Annotated in this window: 19 protein-coding genes; 16 read left to right on the top strand and 3 right to left on the bottom strand. The window is 64.4% G+C overall.

The genetic code is table 11. The features are described from left to right. Window positions 1-45 precede the first annotated feature (45 nt). From pyk to PO883_RS24800, 10 genes are all read left to right on the top strand, one after another. Complete coding sequence (pyk, locus tag PO883_RS24845) at window positions 46-1,494, top strand: pyruvate kinase (protein ID WP_167087716.1); 1,449 nt, start codon at window positions 46-48, stop codon at window positions 1,492-1,494. A 156-nt stretch (window positions 1,495-1,650) separates the two neighbouring features. After that, window positions 1,651-2,715 carry a class II fructose-bisphosphate aldolase gene (gene fba, locus PO883_RS24840; RefSeq protein WP_166877905.1) on the top strand — a complete coding sequence of 355 codons (1,065 nt, stop codon included), beginning with the start codon at window positions 1,651-1,653 and terminating at the stop codon, window positions 2,713-2,715. A 107-nt stretch (window positions 2,716-2,822) separates the two neighbouring features. Continuing rightward, on the top strand, window positions 2,823-3,182 hold the full coding sequence (locus PO883_RS24835) for a GFA family protein (protein ID WP_289312132.1): 360 nt from the start codon (window positions 2,823-2,825) through the stop codon (window positions 3,180-3,182). Between the two features lie 17 nt (window positions 3,183-3,199). Further along, window positions 3,200-4,096, top strand: coding sequence for a phosphoribosylaminoimidazolesuccinocarboxamide synthase (locus PO883_RS24830; RefSeq protein ID WP_289312131.1), 897 nt, complete (start codon window positions 3,200-3,202; stop codon window positions 4,094-4,096). Between the two features lie 2 nt (window positions 4,097-4,098). Further along, window positions 4,099-4,599: a 5-(carboxyamino)imidazole ribonucleotide mutase gene (purE, locus tag PO883_RS24825; RefSeq protein ID WP_289312143.1), complete on the top strand. Its 501-nt coding sequence runs from the start codon at window positions 4,099-4,101 to the stop codon at window positions 4,597-4,599. Next, window positions 4,596-5,789 (top strand): 5-(carboxyamino)imidazole ribonucleotide synthase, encoded by a 1,194-nt coding sequence (locus PO883_RS24820; protein WP_289312130.1) that lies wholly within the window; start codon window positions 4,596-4,598, stop codon window positions 5,787-5,789. Before purE ends, PO883_RS24820 begins: the two co-directional genes overlap by 4 nt. Continuing rightward, on the top strand, window positions 5,786-6,817 hold the full coding sequence (locus tag PO883_RS24815) for an L-threonylcarbamoyladenylate synthase (RefSeq protein ID WP_289312129.1): 1,032 nt from the start codon (window positions 5,786-5,788) through the stop codon (window positions 6,815-6,817). The genes PO883_RS24820 and PO883_RS24815 overlap by 4 nt, the downstream gene beginning before the upstream one ends. 10 nt (window positions 6,818-6,827) lie before the next feature. Next, on the top strand, window positions 6,828-8,375 hold the full coding sequence (locus PO883_RS24810; RefSeq protein WP_289312128.1) for a S9 family peptidase: 1,548 nt from the start codon (window positions 6,828-6,830) through the stop codon (window positions 8,373-8,375). A gap of 201 nt (window positions 8,376-8,576) precedes the next feature. Further along, window positions 8,577-9,935, top strand: a complete 1,359-nt coding sequence (locus tag PO883_RS24805; protein ID WP_289312127.1) for an SGNH/GDSL hydrolase family protein — start codon at window positions 8,577-8,579, stop codon at window positions 9,933-9,935. A 35-nt stretch (window positions 9,936-9,970) separates the two neighbouring features. Continuing rightward, on the top strand, window positions 9,971-10,651 hold the full coding sequence (locus PO883_RS24800; protein ID WP_289312126.1) for an OmpW family protein: 681 nt from the start codon (window positions 9,971-9,973) through the stop codon (window positions 10,649-10,651). Between the two features lie 46 nt (window positions 10,652-10,697). On the opposite strand, the gene PO883_RS24795 is transcribed toward PO883_RS24800, so the two are convergent. The 3 genes from PO883_RS24795 to PO883_RS24785 all read right to left on the bottom strand — a co-directional run bounded on the left by PO883_RS24795 (window position 10,698) and on the right by PO883_RS24785 (window position 13,056). Next, a complete protein-coding gene (locus PO883_RS24795; RefSeq protein WP_289312125.1) occupies window positions 10,698-11,000 on the bottom strand; it encodes a hypothetical protein in 303 nt (100 codons plus the stop codon). A 255-nt stretch (window positions 11,001-11,255) separates the two neighbouring features. Continuing rightward, a complete protein-coding gene (locus tag PO883_RS24790) occupies window positions 11,256-12,452 on the bottom strand; it encodes an acyl-CoA dehydrogenase (RefSeq protein ID WP_167087701.1) in 1,197 nt (398 codons plus the stop codon). 94 nt (window positions 12,453-12,546) lie between these two features. Continuing rightward, window positions 12,547-13,056, bottom strand: coding sequence for a flavin reductase family protein (locus tag PO883_RS24785; protein WP_167087700.1), 510 nt, complete (start codon window positions 13,054-13,056; stop codon window positions 12,547-12,549). 142 nt (window positions 13,057-13,198) lie between these two features. On the opposite strand from PO883_RS24785, the gene msrA reads away from it, so the two are divergent. The 6 genes from msrA to PO883_RS24755 all read left to right on the top strand — a co-directional run bounded on the left by msrA (window position 13,199) and on the right by PO883_RS24755 (window position 19,340). After that, window positions 13,199-13,738 carry a peptide-methionine (S)-S-oxide reductase MsrA gene (gene msrA, locus PO883_RS24780; protein ID WP_289312124.1) on the top strand — a complete coding sequence of 180 codons (540 nt, stop codon included), beginning with the start codon at window positions 13,199-13,201 and terminating at the stop codon, window positions 13,736-13,738. Window positions 13,739-13,774: 36 nt separating this feature from the next. Then, window positions 13,775-14,869: an HD domain-containing phosphohydrolase gene (locus PO883_RS24775; RefSeq protein WP_289312123.1), complete on the top strand. Its 1,095-nt coding sequence runs from the start codon at window positions 13,775-13,777 to the stop codon at window positions 14,867-14,869. A 4-nt stretch (window positions 14,870-14,873) separates the two neighbouring features. After that, on the top strand, window positions 14,874-17,162 hold the full coding sequence (locus tag PO883_RS24770; RefSeq protein ID WP_289312122.1) for an ATP-binding protein: 2,289 nt from the start codon (window positions 14,874-14,876) through the stop codon (window positions 17,160-17,162). 307 nt (window positions 17,163-17,469) lie between these two features. After that, window positions 17,470-18,234 carry a hypothetical protein gene (locus tag PO883_RS24765; protein WP_289312121.1) on the top strand — a complete coding sequence of 255 codons (765 nt, stop codon included), beginning with the start codon at window positions 17,470-17,472 and terminating at the stop codon, window positions 18,232-18,234. Window positions 18,235-18,402: 168 nt separating this feature from the next. Continuing rightward, a complete protein-coding gene (locus PO883_RS24760; protein WP_167087692.1) occupies window positions 18,403-18,960 on the top strand; it encodes a DUF6445 family protein in 558 nt (185 codons plus the stop codon). 26 nt (window positions 18,961-18,986) lie between these two features. Beyond that, entirely contained in the window at window positions 18,987-19,340 is a 354-nt protein-coding gene (locus tag PO883_RS24755) for a hypothetical protein (protein ID WP_289312120.1), read from the top strand. The last annotated feature ends 85 nt before the right edge of the window (window positions 19,341-19,425 follow it).

Genomic DNA, 19,425 nt, shown 5'->3' with positions numbered 1-19,425 from the left:
CACAGCGCAGCCCTCCCGGCTGCGCTTTCACTTCAAGGACACTCTATGTTTCGTGGTACCAAGATCGTCGCAACGATTGGCCCGGCTTCGACCGATTTCGATATTCTCGTCCGCATGATCGAAGCGGGCGTGGATGTCGTCCGGCTGAATTTTTCGCATGGCAAGGCGCAGGACCACATCGACCGCGCCAACCTGGTGCGGCGCGCCGCCGCCCAGTGCGGGCGCGAAGTGGCGATCATGGCGGACATGCAGGGTCCCAAGATTCGTGTAGGTAAATTTGAACAGGGCAAGATTTTCCTGGAAAACGGCGAGAAGTTCATCCTCGACGCCAAGTGGGGCGAGAACGGCGAACTGGGCAACCAGGAACGCGTCGGCCTCGACTACAAAGCCTTGCCGCGCGATGTGCGTCCCGGCGACAAGCTCTTGCTCAACGATGGCTTGATCGTGCTGGTGGTCGAACGCATCCTCGGCCACGAGATTTTCACCGTGGTCAAGGTCGGCGGCGAACTGTCCAACAACAAGGGCATCAACCGCCAGGGCGGCGGCCTGACCGCGCCGGCCCTGACCGCCAAGGACATGGAAGACATCAAGACGGCCATGAGTTTCCAGGCCGACTATCTCGCCATTTCCTTCCCAAAAAGCGCGACCGACATGGAAATGGCGCGCCAGTTGGCCAATATCGCCGGCGAGCCGTTCCACCACAAGCCGATGATGATCGCCAAGATCGAGCGCGCCGAAGCGATTCCTGTGCTGCAGGAAATCCTGGACGCCTCCGACGGCATCATGGTCGCCCGCGGCGACCTGGCCGTGGAAGTGGGCAACGCGGCCGTGCCGGCGCTGCAAAAACGCATGATCCGCATGGCGCGCGAATCGAACAAGCTGGCCATCACCGCCACCCAGATGATGGAATCGATGATCGTCAACGCCGTGCCGACCCGCGCCGAAGTGTCCGACGTCGCCAACGCGGTGCTCGACGGCACCGATGCGGTCATGACCTCGGCCGAAACCGCGTCCGGGCGCTACCCGATCGAAACCGTCGAAATGATGGCTGCGATCTGCCTGGAAGCCGAGCAGTCCGAGTACAACAAGCTCGACGCCGACTTCCTCAACGTTACGTTTACCCGCATCGACCAGTCGATCGCCTACGGCGCCCTGTTCACTGCGCATCACTTGCGCGTGAAAGCCATCGTGGCCCTGACCGAGTCCGGTTCGACCGCATTGTGGATGAGCCGTCACAGCATCGACACCCCGATCTACGCGCTCACGCCGAGCACCACCACGCACCGCAAGGCTTCGCTGTACCGCAATGTGCGCGCCTACAACCTGATGCAGGAAGGCGATAGCAGTGCTGTGCTGAAACAGGCGGAGGACTTGATGGTCGCCAAAGGAATCGTCAAAAAAGGTGACATGATCGTCGTCACCTGGGGCGAGCCGATGGGGCAGGTCGGCGGCACCAATGCGCTCAAGATCGTGCGCGTCGGCGAGTTTGGTTAATTGATCGCCGCGCCCCTCGTGGGCGCGGCATGCATTGCATATGCGGCCGCGGCTGAATCACAGCCCCCGCCGCCGTTGCCCACCAGCGTTGCGCGCTACCCGCGCGGTCTGCGCTCCCGTGGCAGCACACCGGTTTCTATTGTTTGGAGTATTACCATGTCCCTCGTATCCATGCGTCAACTGCTGGACCATGCCGCCGAAAACGGTTATGGCCTGCCTGCGTTTAACGTCAACAACCTCGAACAGGTGCAGGCCATCATGGCTGCCGCCGACGCGGTCGGCTCGCCCGTCATCATGCAAGCGTCCGCTGGCGCCCGCAAGTATGCCGGCGAAGCGTTCCTGCGCCACCTGATCGATGCCGCTGTCGAAGCGTATCCGCACATTCCGGTCGTCATGCACCAGGATCACGGCCAGTCGCCGGCGGTCTGCATGACCGCGATCCGCTCCGGCTTCACCTCGGTGATGATGGACGGTTCGCTCGAAGCCGACGGCAAGAGCGTCGCTTCCTACGAGTACAACGTCGATGTCTCGCGTGAAGTGGTGAAATTCGCGCACTCGATCGGCGTGACCGTCGAAGCCGAACTGGGCGTGCTCGGTTCGCTCGAAACCATGAAGGGCGACAAGGAAGACGGCCACGGCGCCGACGGCCTGATGACCCGCGAACAGTTGCTGACCGACGTGGCGCAAGCAGCCGACTTCGTGCAGCGCACCCAGTGCGACGCGCTGGCGATCGCCATCGGCACCTCGCACGGCGCCTACAAGTTTACGCGCAAGCCGACCGGCGATATCCTCGCCATCGACCGCATCAAGGAAATCCACGCGCGCATCCCCAACACCCACCTGGTGATGCACGGTTCCTCGTCGGTGCCGCAAGAACTGCTGGCCATCATCCGCGAATTCGGCGGCGACATGAAGGAAACCTACGGCGTGCCGATCGAAGAAATCCAGGAAGGCATCCGTCATGGCGTTCGCAAGATCAACATCGACACCGATATCCGCCTGGCGATGACCGCGGCCGTGCGCAAGTACATGTTCGAGAACCCATCCAAGTTCGACCCGCGCGACTTCCTGAAACCAGCGCGCGAAGCGGCGACCGAGATTTGCAAGGCGCGCTTCCTCTCGTTCGGCTGCGAAGGCCAGGCGGCAAAGATCAAGGTCATGACCATGGACCAGATGGCCGAGCGTTACAAAAAAGGCGAGCTGGCCCAGATCGTGAAGTAAACTGCAGGATGTTTTGCAGTACGAATACACCGTAACACCCGCACGCGCCTTTGGGCGCGTGTGTTTTTGTCCTGTCATTATCGCTGTTTTTTTGACCATCTTTCATCATGTACACAGGCAGCTGCCTCTGCGGCGCGGTCCGCTACGAAATCCACGGTGACGTCGATCGCACCAGCCTGTGCTGGTGCACCATGTGCCAGAAGCAGCACGGCGCCGCCTGCGGCCCGTATGCGAACGTCGCCTCCGGCGCCCTGCGCATCACCCGTGGCGCGGACGCGATCACGCGCTACGCATCGTCACCCGGTGTCGAACGCGCGTTCTGCAGCGTGTGCGGCGCCAACCTGACCTGGCAGATGGCCGAGCACAGCGACCGTATCGCCGTCACCCTCGGCACCTTCGACACGCCCTACGAAGGCCGGGTGACGCATGAATTGCACACCGATAGCAAGCCGGGCTGGCTGCCCTAACCACCTCAAGGATTCACATGTCTGGCGTTCTCGAAACAAACCTGAAGTCCCTGCCTTTCCTGCACCGTGGGAAAGTGCGCGACATTTACGCCGTCGGCGACGACAAATTGCTGGTCATCCAGACCGACCGCCTGTCCGCCTTCGACGTCATTTTGAATGAGCCGATCCCCGAAAAGGGCAAGATCCTGACGGCCATGTCCAATTTCTGGTTCGCCAAGTACAAGGACTTGATGCCCAACCACGATACCGGCATCGATCCGGTCTCGCTGGTCTCGCCTGAAGAGCGCGAGCAGGTCGAAGGACGCGCCATCGTGGTCAGGAAAATGAGCCCGCTGGGCATCGAAGCCATCGTGCGCGGTTACCTGATCGGTTCCGGCTGGAAGGATTACCAGAAAACCGGCAAGGTCTGCGGCATCGATTTGCCGGCCGGCCTGCAGGAAGCGCAAAAATTGCCGAACGTGCTGTTTACGCCATCGACCAAGGCCCCGGCCGGCGCCCATGACGAAAACATTTCGTTCGACGAAGCCCAGAAGATCGTCGGCGCCGACATCGCCACCCAGGTGCGCGACTACGCGATCAAGCTCTACACCGCGGCCGCCGAATACGCCGCCACGCGCGGCATCATCATCGCCGATACCAAGTTCGAATTCGGTCTGGACGAGCACGGCACCGTGCACCTGATCGATGAAATCCTCACCCCGGACTCGTCGCGCTTCTGGCCGATGTCGAGCTACCAGGTCGGCATGTCGCCGCCATCGTACGACAAGCAGTTCGTGCGCGATTACCTGGAAACCCTGACCGACTGGAACAAGGCCGCGCCGGCCCCGGCCGTGCCGGATGAGGTGATCGCCAACACCCGCGCCAAATACGTCGAAGCGCTCGAGCGCCTGACCGGCGAAACGCTGAAGGCTTGATGATGAGCACTCCAGAAAACAAGCCCTTGGTGGGCATCGTCATGGGTTCCTCGTCGGACTGGGAAGTCATGCAGCACGCCGTCAACATGCTCAAGGACTTCGGCGTGCCGTTCGAAGCCCAGGTTGTCTCGGCCCACCGCATGCCCGATGAGATGTTCGCCTACGCCGACAGCGCCCGCGCGCGCGGCCTGCGCGCCATCATCGCCGGCGCCGGCGGTGCCGCCCACTTGCCGGGCATGATCGCGGCCAAGACCATCGTGCCGGTGCTCGGCGTGCCGGTGCCGTCGCGCTATCTGTCGGGCAAGGATTCCCTGCTGTCCATCGTGCAGATGCCAAAGGGCATTCCGGTTGCCACCTTCGCCATCGGTGAAGCGGGCGCGGCCAACGCGGCGCTGGCCGCCGTTGCCATGCTGGCCTGCACCGACGACGCCCTGGCCGGGCAACTGGAACAGTTCCGCGCGCGCCAGACCGCCGCTGCCAAGGCTTCGGTCCTGCCGGTATGACGATGCAGCATTCTCCATCGCATTCTCCTTTCCTGCCGCCGGCCCGGCTCGGCGTCATGGGCGGCGGCCAGCTCGGCCGCATGTTCGTGCACGCCGCCCAGGCCATGGGTTTCAAGGTGGCCGTGCTGGAAGCGGCGCCCGACAGTCCCGCCGGGCACGCCGCCGACAGCCTGATCGCGGCCGATTACAGCGACGCCCAGGCGCTGGCCCGGCTGGGCCAGTCCTGCGTGGCCGTGACTACCGAATTTGAAAACGTGCCTGCCGACAGCCTGCGCTTGCTGGCGACCCACGCCTTTGTCGCTCCGGGCGCCGACTGCGTGGCGATCGCCCAGGACCGGATTGCCGAAAAGCGTTTCCTGGCGGGTTGCGCGGCGCGTTCCGGGGTGCCTCCGGCGCCGCACAAGACCATCGCCGCCCTGGACGATATCGACAGCATCGAGGATTTGCTGCTGCCGGGCATCCTCAAGACCGTGCGCATGGGCTACGACGGCAAGGGCCAGGCCGTGGTCCGCACCCGTGACGATGTCCGCGCGGCATTCAATGCCATGGGCGGCGTCACCTGCCTGCTCGAAAAAATGCTGCCGCTGGCCTACGAAGTGTCGGTCCTGACCGCGCGCGGCGCCGATGGCGAATCGGTGGTCTACCCGATTGCCGAAAACGTGCACCGTGACGGCATCTTGTTCACCACCACCGTTCCCGGCCCGAATGTGTGTGCCGAGAGCGCCGCCAAAGCCCAGCAGGCCGCCAAGGTCATCGTCGGCGAACTGGCCTACGTGGGCGTGCTGTGCATCGAGTTTTTCGTGCTCACCGACGGTTCGCTGGTGGTCAACGAAATGGCGCCGCGTCCCCACAACAGCGGCCACTACACGATGGATGCCTGCGTCACCAGCCAGTTCGCGCAGCAGGTACGCGCCATGGCGCGCTTGCCGCTGGGCGAGGTGCGCCAGCATTCGCCGGCCGTCATGCTCAATCTGCTCGGCGACATCTGGTTCGCGCCCGGTTCGGACACCCCGTCCGAACCGGCCTGGGCCGAGCTGCTGGCGCTGCCCGGCGCCTGCCTCCACCTGTACGGCAAGGAAGCGGCGCGGCGCGGCCGCAAGATGGGCCATGTGACCTTCATCGCGCCGACCCTGGCGCAAGCCCAGGCCCAGCTGGCCGCCGCCTGCGCCATTCTCGGCATCGCGGCATGACGGGCGCTGCGCTCGACCTGGCCGCGATCGCGCAAGCCGCCCGCCTGCTGGAGCAGGGCCGGCTGGTGGCCTTGCCGACCGAAACCGTCTATGGCCTGGGTGCCGACGCCGAGAACCCGGACGCCGTGGCCCGCATTTACCAGGCCAAGGGCCGTCCGCAAGACCACCCGGTCATCGTGCATGTCGCGCCCGGTGCCGACCTGGGCTACTGGGCGACCGACATTCCCGCCGAAGCGCAGCAATTGGCGGCCGCCTTCTGGCCCGGCCCCCTGACCATGATCCTCAAGCGCGCTCCGAACATTCCGGACGCCGTCTCGGGCGGCCAGGATACGGTCGGCCTGCGCTGCCCCTCGCACCCGGTCGCCATCGCGCTGCTGCAAGCGTTCAAGGGCGGCAGGGGAGGGGTGGCGGCACCGTCGGCCAACAAGTTCGGCCATGTCAGCCCGACCACGGCCCGGCATGTCATCGACGAGTTCGGCGCTGACGGCACGGTCGACGCCGTGCTCGACGGTGGACAGAGCGCGGTCGGGATCGAGTCGACCATCGTCGACCTGTCGCGCCTGGCGACGCACGGCCCGGTGCTGCTGCGTCCCGGCCACATCAGCGCCGAAGCGATCGCCGCCGTGATCGACGCGCTGCCGGCCGCCCCCGACGCGGCCGCCCCGCGCGCTTCCGGCACCCTGGAATCGCACTACGCGCCGCACACGCCGGTGGCCATGCAAGCCAGCGCCGAGATTGCCGGCACCCTCGCACGATTGAAGAACGCGGGAAAACATGTCGCTTTGATACACTACTCGCACTTCCCGGATGTGTTCGCTGAGAGTCAGTTACCCACAAGCCCGGAAGGTTTCGCACACGCCCTGTACGCGGCGCTGCGCGCGATGGATACGGCCGGGGCCGACCTGATACTGGTCGAAGCACCGCCGCAGGACGATGCCTGGCTGGGCGTAAACGACCGTTTGCGCCGCGCCGCGCACGGATCGACTGGCATCGTGCACGGCCTGCTCAACCACGAACCATTTTCCTGACGGACTAATCATGCGCCTCGCCTTTGCTGCCCTCCTCACCCTATCATTAACGGCTTGTGGAGGCGGCGACGACGCGCCTGCCCCGACGCCGACCCCAACTCCCACCCCCACGCCGACACCCACCCCGACGCCGACCCCAACGCCAACACCGGCGCGCGGCAGCGTGATCGGCGGCGGCGCGGCCGTGATGCCGGTCAGCGCCAACGGCGTCAACATCACGACCCTGGAGCCGGCCGTGTTCGGCAAACTGCTCGACTCGCTGGCAAGCGGCACCACCGCCCTCACGGGCGACCTCACCTGTGCCGTGACGACCTACAAGGTGCGCTACAACACCGTCGGCGGCATCAGCGAGGCGACCGACGCCAGCACCGCCATCATGGTGCCATCCGGCAGCGATCCCGCATGCAGCGGCGCGCGCCCGGTGCTGCTGTACGCGCACGGCACCAGCGCCGACCGGAACTACGACATGGCGACCTTGACCGGTACCGAATCGCGCCTGATCGCCGCCATGTTCGCCGCGCGCGGGTACATCGTGGTCGCGCCCAACTACGCCGGCTACGACAGCTCCACCCTGGCCTATCATCCCTACCTCGACGCGGCCCAGCAATCGAACGACATGATCGACGGCCTGCGCGCCGCGCGCAGCGTGTTGGGCGCCATCAAGACGGCCGACTCCGGCAAACTGTTTGTGACCGGCTACTCGCAGGGCGGTTACGTGGCCGTCGCCACCCAGCGTGCCATGCAGAGCCTGGCTGGCGAATTCAAGCTCACGGCGGCGGCCGGCATGTCCGGTCCGTATGCGCTGGGCCAGTTCGGTGACGAGATGTTCACCGGCAAGCCAGGCAAGGGCGCCACCGGCTTCCTGCCGGCGCTGATCAATGCCGGCCAGCGTGCCAACGCCGGCGTGTACGGCGCCGCCAGCGACCTGTACGAAGCCCCGTTTGCCGCCGCGGTCGACAAATTTGCCAGCGGCGCCATCAGCGTGGAAGAATTGCTCAAGTCCCCGGGCTGGCCCGACAATGCCCTGTTCGCCAAGGATTCGCTGCCGCAGGCGGATGGCTACGCCGACTCTTTTGGTGCCGGCAACCTGTTCAAGACCAGCTACCGCAACGCCTACCTGGCCGATCTGAAAGCCCATCCGTGCAACGTCACGGCCGGCGCCCCGCTGGCTTGCGCGCCCGAGCATCCGCTGCGCAAACTGTTCGTCAAGAACGACTTGCGCACCTTCGCCCCTGCCGCGCCGCTGCTGCTGTGCGGCGGGCATGAAGACCGCACCGTGGCGTACATGAATACGCGTGCCGCGGTCGACTATTTCCGCGCCGGCAGCGGCGCTGCGCTGGTCACCGAGGTCGATGTCGACGATACCCCGGGCAGCACCGATCCCTACCGCTCGGTAAAAGTCAACTTCGCCACCGCCAAGCTGGCCGTCAAGCTCGACGCCATCAAGGAGGGCAAATCGGGCGAGCGCGCCGTGGCCGACAGCTACCACGCCGGCCTGGTGGCGCCGTTTTGCCTGAGCGCCGCGCGCGGTTTTTTCAACGCCGCGCTGGCGCCTTGAGCACTGCGTAAATTACCGCACGCTTGCCGGAACGGTTGATATAATCCGGCAACTTTTTTACGCTGACCGTTCTGTTGCACTGAACTGACATTTTGCCAAGCTGTTTTCCTATACAAGTGATGGGAAGACTGGCATATTAGTTGGGTAGGGAAAAGCACGGGCGTTCGTTTAATAAGAATATAAATTTCACCAGGAGACACAATGCGTCACACAAATTTTGCGCTGGCTTTGCTCACCGCAGCGGTACTGAGCGCCTGCGGCGGCAGCGAGCCGGGCAATCAGGAACTGAAAACCAAATTCTCGTCCCAGGTCTCGTTCGGCGATAGCCTGTCGGATGTGGGCACCTACAACGTCGGCAAGGTCAAAGAGATCGGCGGCGGCAAATTCACGATCAATGGCGACAATACCGCCAAAAACCCTGCACTGACCGGCAAGAACTGGACCGAGTACATGGCCGCCCAGTTCGGCCTGCCCGCACCATGCCCGGCCCAGACCGGCCTGGATGGCGACGCCAGCAAAGGCTTTTCGGTCCCTGTGGTCAACAACAACGCTTGCCTGAGCTATGCCCAGGGTGGCGCGCGCGTCACCAACCCTGTCGGTCCGGGCAACAAGCTCACCGGCGACCCGATCGGCCAGCTGACGGTGCCGGTGGCGACCCAGGTGGCCAACCACCTGGCGCGCAACGGCGGCAAGTTCAAGGGCGATGAAGTGGTGCTGATGATCGGTGGCGGCAACGACGCCCTGGCCATGCTGGGCCAACTGTCCGCCACCGCCACTGCCACCGGCAAGGCCGAAGGCAACAAGGTCTTCGCCACCAGCCTGACCGGCCTGCTCGCCGCTGGCGCGACCAATCCGGGCACGGCTGCGCAAGCCATCGGCGGCGCCATCATGGCCGAGTCGCAGCGCACCGGTTCGACCCAGCAAACCATCGTCGGCGCTGCCGTCTATGCCGCCGCAACCCAGCCGGGCAACCAGACGGTCGGCCAGGAATCCGTGTATCTCCCGATGGTCGCCAAGGCCCAGGCTGCCGCCGAAACCGAAGGCGCCAAGGCCGGTGCCGCCTACGCCGCCGAGCAAGGACCGAAAATGATTGCCGCGATGGGAGTGGCAGGCGATGAAATGGCGGCACTGGCGAAAACCCAGGTGGTCGGCAAAGGCGCCAACTATGTTGTCGTCAACAACCTGCCGGACCTGGGCCACGCCCCGTCGTCCACCGCCAAAGGCGTGCCGCAGGCGCTGGTCATCGCCATGGTCGACAAGTTCAATGCCCAGCTGCGCGCTGGCTTGGCCGGCGAAGCCAAGATCCTGCACGTGGACCTGTATGCCATCAGCCACGACCAGATCACCAATCCGGCTCCGTATGGCCTGAGCGAAACCAAGATCGCTGCCTGCGCCGACAATGCCCTGGGACATAGCTCGCTGGGCTGCAATGGCAGCAACACCATCGCTGGCGACGTCAGCCGCTACATGTTCGCCGATGGCGTCCATCCGACCCCGTTCGAAAATTCGCTGATCGCGAAATACGTGGCCGAACAGATGATCATCAAAGGCTGGCTGTAAGCCGACCGTACCTATAATAAGAACCTGGAGAAAAAATGAATTTACGTATGAATAGCGTCGGCAAGGCAGTCGCCGCTGCCGCCGTGATGGCAGTCGCGTCCAGCGCATCGGCGCAGTCGGCCGGTCAATGGACCGCCAAGGTCGGCGTTGCCGAGATCACCCCGAAGGTCAAGAGCGGCGACGTCAGCGCGCCTGCGCTGCCGGGCACCAAAGCCGACATCGGCTCCGACACCAAGCCGATCTTCTCGTTTTCCTACAGCCTGACCGATAACGTGATTGCCGAGCTGGACCTGGGCATGCCGTTCAAGCACACGCTGTACGGCGACGGCGCCATCAAGGGCACGGGCAAGTTGGGCACGGTCAAGGCCTTGCCGCCGACCATGCTGGTCCAGTACCGTTTCTTCAAGCCGGAAGCGATGCTGCGTCCGTATCTGGGCGTGGGCGTGACGTATGCCTACTTCGCCAAGGAAACCGGTTCCGGCCAAATGACCGCGATCAGCGACATCGGCGGCCCGCCGACCACCTTCAAGGTCAAGAACAAGCTGGCCGGCAGCCTGCAGGCCGGCCTGGTGTACAACATCAACGACCGCTGGTTCGCGGACGTGGCGTACATCAAGACCTTCCTCAAGACCAAGGTCGATTTCTCCTCGGGCCAGACCCAGGACATCACGCTCGATCCGCAAGTGATCAGTTTCGGGATCGGCTACAAGTTCTGATGTAAAAAAACCCGCTTCGGCGGGTTTTTTCATGGCATGCGCGTTGCTATCCCAGGCTGTCGAAGGTGTTCGCTACCTTGACAGCGGCGCTCATGAGTTCCTCCGCATCCAGGCCGAGCTCTTCCCATGAGAAACTCAGTTCGACGACGTGGTTCACCGCCTTGCACAGGTCCGGCTTGATCCGCACAATCTCCAGGGTCGGCGCTGTCCTCCCCTTGACAAGGCGTATCTGGAAATCGTCCTTGCCGGTGCATCCGCTCGACGTCACCCACAGGACCAGGTTTTTTCTCTCGAACCGGATGCCGTGCAAGCGTTCCAGCCGTTCTTTTCGCGAAATTGGCGTGTCCATGCGATTTTCCTCCCAAAAAATTCAAGTCAGCGGCATGGTGTGCCTGGCGGCCCGACCATGGTATGCAGCGCCGTCTGCCTTGTCGTGAAGACGGGCCGTTAACGCATGATAGAAAGGCGGGCTTGGCCGGCGCTTAATCCGGATCACGCTCCGTACGGTCTGCCATCCTGTGCGGCCCGGCCGGGCCTGTACTCGGGAAATACATGACAGACGAAAAAAAACCCGCCGCAGCGGGTTTTCTCAGTTTGCGCGTGCTTATTGGAAAGCCTGGATGCCGGTCTGCGCGCGGCCCAGGATCAGCGCATGAATATCATGCGTGCCTTCGTAGGTGTTGACCACTTCCAGGTTGACCATGTGGCGGATCACGCCGAACTCGTCCGAAATGCCGTTACCACCCAGCATGTCGCGTGCCACGCGGGCGATGTCCAGCGACTTGCCGCAGGAATTGCGCTTCATCATCGAGGTGATTTCCACCGCCGCCGTGCCGGCATCCTTCATGCGGCCCAGTTGCAGGCAACCCTGCAAGCCGAGGGTGATTTCGGTCTGCATGTCGGCCAGTTTCTTTTGCACCAGCTGGTTGGCGGCCAGCGGACGGCCGAACTGCACCCGGTCCATGGTGTACTGGCGCGCGGTGTGCCAGCACGCCTCGGCCGCGCCCAGCGCGCCCCAGGCGATGCCGTAGCGGGCCGAATTGAGGCAGGTGAACGGACCCTTCAGGCCGCGCACGTCCGGGAAGGCGTTTTCTTCCGGGCAGAACACATTGTCCATGACGATCTCGCCCGTGACCGAGGCGCGCAGGCCGAACTTGCCGTGAATCGCAGGCGCCGACAGGCCGGCCATGCCTTTTTCCAGCACGAAGCCGCGGATCGCGCCTTCGTCGTCCTTGGCCCACACCACGAACACATCGGCCACCGGGGAATTGGTGATCCACATCTTCGAGCCGGACAGGGCGTAGCCGCCTGGAACCTTCTTGGCGCGCGTGATCATCGATCCCGGGTCGGAACCGTGGTTCGGCTCGGTCAAGCCGAAGCAGCCGATCCATTCGCCGGTCGCCAGTTTCGGCAGGTATTTCTGGCGCTGCTCTTCGGTGCCGAATTCATAGATCGGCACCATCACCAGCGACGATTGCACACTCATCATCGAGCGGTAGCCCGAATCGATGCGCTCGACTTCGCGCGCGATCAAGCCGTAGGCCACGTAATTCATGCCCGGACCGCCGTACTGCTCGGGAATGGTCGGTCCCAGCAAGCCCAGTTCGCCCATCTCGCGGAAGATGCTGGTGTCCATGCGCTCGTGGCGGAACGCTTCGAGGATGCGCGGCGCCAGCTTGTCCTGGCAGTACGCGGCGGTGGCGTCGCGCACCATGCGTTCATCGTCGGTGAGCTGAAGATTGAGCAGCAGCGGGTCGTCCCAGTGGAATTTGGCTTTGCTGGGCGCATCGGATCGGGTCATGGCGGTTCCTGTCTCTGTTTTAATTAATGACGCATGGTGGAATGCTTGGATAAACCAAACTTGTATAGACTGCTTTTTGGGGATAGTGCCGATTTTACCGCGTTTGGGTGCTGCCGAATTGCCCGCAGTGAAAAATGAGCGAGGCTTGCGGCTGCACCGCGCATTCTTCGACTTCGCCCACGAAAATCACGTGGTCGCCCTCGGGATAGCGGCTGCGGTTGTGGCACTCGAACCACGCCGACACGCCCTTCAAGATGGGCTGGCCGGTGCGCGAGAGCTCGTATTCAATGTCGCCGAACGGATTTTCGCTGCGCTTGGAAAAGCGCTGCGCCAGATGGGCCTGGTCGGCGCCGAGCACATTGATGACGTAGTGCGAGTTGCCGCTGAAGATGGGCAAGCTGTTGGCGATGTTGCCAAGGCTCCACAATACCAGCGGCGGGTCGAGCGAGACCGAATTGAAGGAACTGGCCGTCAAGCCACGGAAGCTGCCGTCGGCCAGGCGCGTCGTGATCACGGTGACGCCGGTGGCAAACTGCGACAATGCCTGGCGAAATTGCGCCGTGTCGAATGCGCGCGTATCGGCGCGGGGTGAGCTAGTGTTCATTATTGCCCTGTGGTTTATGCCATTATGCCAAATTTTGGCGCTCCCGGGCTGTTCCGGCGCCCCCGGCCGGACCGATTGCAGGTGCATACGGGAGCGCTTTGCGTTACAGTTATCCCATATCAATAAGTCAGCGGGGTGCGCCATGACCAAGCAATCTGCCACGCAAGTAGCCATTCTGGGCGGCGGCTGCTTCTGGTGCCTCGAAGCGGTGTTCCTGGAAGCGCGCGGCGTGCTCAAGGTCGAGTCCGGTTACATGGGCGGGCAGGAAGACAATCCGACCTACGAACAGGTCTGCGCCGGTGCCACCGGGCATGCCGAAGTGGTGCGCATCGTGTTCGATGCGGGCGCCATCGAGTACCACGACTTGCTTGAAATCTTCTTCACGATCCACGATCCGACCACCCTGAACCGCCAGGGCAACGATGTCGGCCCCCAATACCGCTCCATCATTTTTGTCGATTCGCCCGAGCAGGAAGCGACCGCGCGCCAGGTGATCGCCGAAATGGCGTGCGTCTGGGACGCGCCGATCGTGACCCAGGTGCAGCCGGCGGGGACCTGGCACAAGGCCGAAGACGAGCACCAGAACTATGTCAGCCGCCATCCGCTGCAGGGCTATTGCGCGCTGGTGGTGGCACCCAAGGTCAGCAAGTTCCTGGCCACCTTCGCCGGGCGGCTCACGTGACGCCCGCCAGCACCACCTCGTAACCCGGGAATTGCCATGAAGGTAGTGATCGTCGACGACACGCACATCAATCTGGTGCTGATGTCGCGTCTGATGGAAAAGCTCCCCGGGGTCGAGACGGTGGCCTTCCAGTCGGCGCGCGAAGCGCTGGCGTGGTGCTGCGCGCATCCCTGCGATTTGCTGGTGCTCGACTACCTGATGCCGGACTTGAATGGCCTCGACTTCATCGCCGCGCTGGACGACGCGCTAGGCGACGCGCTAGGCGACGCGCTAGGCGACGCGCTGGGCGACGCGCGCGAGCGCCCGCCGGTGCTGATGGTCACCGCCAGCCAGGATGTGGAAATCCGCCACCGCGCGCTGGAAAACGGCGCCAACGATTTTCTGATCAAGCCGATCGACAAGGTCGAATTCCTGGCGCGCACCCGCAACATGCTCGAACTGCGGCGCGCCACGCTGGCCCTGCAAAGCCGCGCCAGCTGGCTGGCCAGCGAAGTGGGCAAGGCCACCGCCGAACTGCGCGCGCGCGAACAGGAAACCATCTTGCTGCTGTGCCGCGCCTCGGAATTTCGCGACCCCGAAACGGGCGCCCACATCCAGCGCATGGCGCATTACTCCTGCCTGATCGCGGCCGAGCTGGGCCTGTCGAGCCAGGAGCAGGAATGCATCCTCAACGCCGCGCCCATGCACGATATCGGCAAGGTCGGCACACCCGACCATATCCTGCTCAAACCGGGCCGCCTGACGCCCGACGAGATGGTCATCATGCGCCAGCACGCGGCGATCGGCTACAACATCCTCAAGGCCAGCGAAGCGGGCATGCTGCAACTGGCCGCCGTGATCGCCCACACCCACCACGAACGCTTCGACGGCGAGGGTTATCCCAACGGCCTGGCGGGCGAGGCCATTCCTCTGGAGGGGCGCATCGTCGCCGTGGCCGACGTGTTCGACGCCCTGACCAGCGTGCGCCCGTACAAGAAGGCCTGGACCCTGGACGCGGCGCGCACCTACCTGGTCGACAATAGCGGCAGCCATTTCGACCCCCGCTGCGTGGATGCGCTGCTGCGCCGCTGGCCGGCGGTACTGGAGATCCGCGCGCGCTTCCGCGACGCCGACCGCCAGGACGCGGCCTGAGGCCATGCGCCACAAGCGACTGCTGCGCCAGCTGCGGCGCGCGCTCGGGGTCAGCAGCGAGCGGGCCTTGCAGGAGCGCCTGGGCGGCTTGCGCGCGCTCGGCGACGCCGCCCTGGCCGAAGGCCTGGCCGCCTTGTTCGACGCCGTCTCGCGCAGCTACGAGGAATCCGACCGCGACTTGCAGGTGCGCACCCGCATGCTCGAGATCAGCTCCGAGGAACTGACCGGCGCCAACGACCAGTTGCGCGCGGAAGCGGCGCGCCAGGCCGACGTGCTGCGCTCGCTGCAAGCGAGCCTGGGTCACCTGGCCAGGCCGTCCGATCCGGACACCGGCGAGGTCGACCTGCTCGGCATGACCCGCGCGCTCGAACACTTGGTGCAGCAGCGCGAAAGCACGCGCGAACTGACCGAACAAATTCTCGACCAGCTGCCCATTCCCGTGTTCCTCAAGGACCGCCAGGGGCGCTTCGTGCGCTGCAACCGCAAGTTCCAGCAGTTCGCGCGGCACAGCCGGGCCGAGATCGAAGGCCGCACCATCGACGACTTCGCCTCGCGCACCTGGGCTGGCCAGAGCCACGAGGAAGACGAGCGCGCCTGGAGCACCGGGCACATGGTCACCAGCGAACGGCGCCTGGCGCATCTCGATCCGCCGCTCGAGCTGGTGGTCAACCGGATTGTCATCCGCAGCGGCGGCGAATCGTACCTGCTGGGTTTTTCGATCGATGTCAGCGAACAGCGCGCCGCGCGCGACGCCATGCAGCGCGCGGTCGAATCGGCGCAGGCGGCCAGCCGCGCCAAGAGCGATTTCCTGGCCAATATGAGCCACGAAATCCGCACGCCCATGAACGGCATCCTCGGCATGACCGAACTGGTGCTCGAATCGGCGCTGGCGCCGCAGCAGCGCGAAGACATCGAACTGGTCAAGGGCTCGGCCGACGCGCTCTTGACCATCATCGATGACATCCTCGATTTTTCCAAGATCGAAGCAGGCAAGCTCGATATCGAGGACGTGCCCTTCGACATGGGCAAACTGGTGCGCGAAACGGTGCGCTCGCTGGCCCTGCCGGCCCGCCGCAAAGGGCTGGCGCTCGCTTGCGAGCTGCCGCCCCACCTGCCGCGTGCCGTCAAGGGCGACCCCGGCAGGCTGCGCCAGGTGCTGATCAACCTGCTGGGCAATGCGATCAAGTTCACCAGCGAAGGCGGGGTGACGCTCACCGTGGCGATGCGGCACGCCCTGGAGGAGCGCTGCGAGGCCGAGTTTACGGTGCGCGATACCGGCATCGGCATCGCGCCCGACCAGCAAACCCTGATCTTCGACCCCTTTTCCCAGGTCGACGGCTCGACCACACGCCAGTACGGCGGCACCGGCCTGGGCCTGGCCATTTGCCGGCGCCTGGTGATCCTGATGCATGGCGATATCTCGGTCAGCAGCGCGCCGGGCAGCGGCAGCGTGTTCCGCTTCACGGTGCCGCTCGGGCAGACCGCCGCCGCGCCGGCGCACGCGCCAGCCCTGACCCGCGCGAGCGTGGCGGCGGCGCTGCCGGCGCCCCTGCTGCCGCCGCTGCCGGCGGGCCGCCTGCACATCGTGCTGGCCGAGGACAATCCGGTCAACCAGCGCCTGGCGCTGCGCCTGCTGCAAAAATTGGGGCACCGGGTGACCTTGGCCGACAACGGCATCGATGCCATGGAATATGCGCTGCACGGCGGCGCCGACCTGGTGCTGATGGATGTGCAGATGCCGGGGCTGGACGGCATGGCGGCCACGCGCAGCATCCGCCAATGGGAGGCGGCGCACGGCGGCCACGTGCCGGTGGTGGCGATGACGGCGCGCGCGATGCAGGGCGACCGCGAGCGCTGCCTGGAAGCCGGCATGGACGATTATCTGTCCAAGCCGGTCGACAGCATGCGCTTGCGCGAGGTACTCGCGCGCTTTCACGGACAGCGGGCCGGTGCGGTACTCGATTGGGACGGCGCCTTGCTGCGCCTGGATGGCGACCGTGAGCTGCTGCGCGAACTGGCCGCCCTGTTCATCGGCGACGGTCCGCATTTGCTTGAGGCGCTCGACCAGGCGCTGGCCGCCGCCGACGGCGAGGCGGCGCAGCGCGCCGCGCACAGCCTGCAGGGCGTGCTGGTCAATTTCGGCGCGCGCCGCGCCATCGACTGCACCGAGCAGCTGGCGGCCAGCCTGCGCGATGCCGCCCAGGCGCAGCACGCGCACGCGCTGGCGCACGACCTGGGCGCCGCGCTGGACGAGGTGTACGCGGCACTGCGCACCCGCCTGGCCGCCGCCTGACGCCGGCGAATTTCCTCCATCGTTGTCCGAATCATCTCTTTTTCAACGCATGTCGCCTGTTCGATCGGATAGGGGAGGCCCTATACGAATCGTCAGGTTCCCCGGCAACGCCGGCAGCTTATTCTGACTCACGCCTACTGCTCTCGGGATTGAGCACGATGCTGTTCCAGCCTCGGATCTGCTTCCAAGGCTGTTTATCGTTGCCCGAGGCTCCGTAGGAGTGTCGGGTCACGGCCAATTTTTCTCAACGCGTCATTTTTGGTTTTTTTCAAATCTAGAGGAGTGCACGGACATGAATGAACAAGGCATGGTGTTAGCGCTGAATGAGGATCAGATTCGTCAGATTCACGCCCTCAGCGGGCAACGTATGACGTCGATCCGGATTGTCCCCGACTTCCCTGGCGTTCAGGGTGCGCAGGGCGCACAGGCGGTCCAGGGAGTGCAGGGATCGCAAGGCTTCCAGGGATTCCAGGGGGCGCAGGCATTCCAGGGCGTGCAGGGACCGCAGGCGTTCCAGGGCGTCCAGGGGTCGCAGGCATACCAGGGGCCGCAATCGATGGTGGGCTACCAGGGTGCGCAGGGCTTCCTGGGTCCCTTCGGATTCCAGGGTTCGATGGGGCCGGCGGGCTTCCAGGGACCGCAGGCGGTATTCGGCTTCCAGGGATCGCAGGGCTTCCTGGGACCCTTCGGATTCCAGGGCATGCAGGGGCCGGCGGGTTTCTTTAATCCCTACGCATTCCAGGGCGTTCAAGGACAGCAAGGGTACCAGGGGCCGCAGGCATTCGTCGGCTTCCAGGGGCCGCAGGGCTTCCTGGGACCGTTAGGATTCCAGGGCGTGGTGGGACAACAGGGCTTCCAGGGGCCGCAGGCCATGGTCGGCTACCAGGGAGCGCAGGGTTTCCAGGGGCCGCAGGCATTCCAGGGCGTGCAAGGCTTCCAGGGCGCGCAAGGCCAGGGCTTCCAGGGCTATCCGGGCTTCCAGGGTGTACAGGGCTTTCAGGGTGCACAGGGCTTCCAAGGGGCACAGGGCTTCCAGGGCTACCCGGGCGTGCAAGGTTACCAAGGGTATTAACAGGCGCACGGGTGCTGCTTGCCCGTTAAGCGCGTCGTGCGTGGCCTGAGTGATGCGGCATCGCCCAGGCCATTTTTGTTCCTTGAGCGCCACTTGCACGGAAGGATAGATCATGTCAGCCCGTACTCCGAACAGCAGCGCGATGTTGCACAGACTGTGATGTGAACCATGCGCGAATCGATCATCGTCACCGACGATTTTTATCAGGACCCACTGGGCGTGCGTGCGTTTGCCCTGCGCCAGGATTTCTCGGTCAAGGGAAATTATCCGGGTGCGCGCACGCAAGCCTTCCTGCACGACGAACTGGCGGCGGCAATTCAATCGGTGGTAGGACTGCCGATCACGTACTGGCCGCGCGATACCTACAACGGCGCGTTCCAGTTCAGTGTCGCCACCGACCGCACCTGGGTGCATGCCGATCACACGACCACCTGGTCCGGCGTGCTGTACCTGACGCCGAACGCTCCCCCGTCAGCCGGCACCGCCTTCTTCAGGCATCACCAGACCGGCAACGAGACGTATCCGGCCGATGATGCCCAGCGCCGCCAATGCGACACCGACGCGGGCGTCTGGGACCGCTGGCTGGTCACCGACCAGATCGGCAACCGCTTCAACCGCCTGATTCTGTTTCGCGGCCAGCGCTTTCACTGCAGCCGGGGCCATTTTGGCGACACCAAGGAAAACGGCCGCCTGTTCCAGACGTTCTTCTTCAATACCACCTATTAAAAACCACATAAAAAGGGAGCATCATAGTGAATACATCAGCGTTATTCTTCCCGGCCGGATGGCTGGCCCTGAGCAGCGAGCAATCGGCACACATCAAATCGGTACTGGGCAAGGATGTCAGCGCCGTTCCGGTTTATAACGTCGTATCGCTCGGCGCGAACAATGCCTACGTCCCGCTTAACGCGGTACCGGGGCTGGCCTGCCTGGTGGTGCATGACATGGCGCATGCGGCACCGCAGGCACAGGGCGAGCAGCCAAGGGCGCTGCCGGGCGAGGAGCAGGAATCGCATGAAAACCGGCCGTTCTCGTCCGATTCCAGGATGCCGGTGCGCCCGGGCGACGACGATGCCGCCAAAAACGCGAAGCTCAAACCGAAATGAGCCGGCCGGCCTGACAAGGCAGGGCTGACACAGGCCCGCTGTTGCCGGCCGCGCTCCCGGGCAAGCGAGCGCGCGTGGCCGACCT

This window comes from Massilia sp. DJPM01, assembly GCF_030348125.1.
Taxonomy (GTDB): Bacteria; Pseudomonadota; Gammaproteobacteria; order Burkholderiales; family Burkholderiaceae_D; genus Telluria_A; species Telluria_A frigida.
The sequence above is the reverse complement of the archived record's forward strand: the minus strand, read 5'-3'. Positions and strand labels throughout refer to the sequence as shown.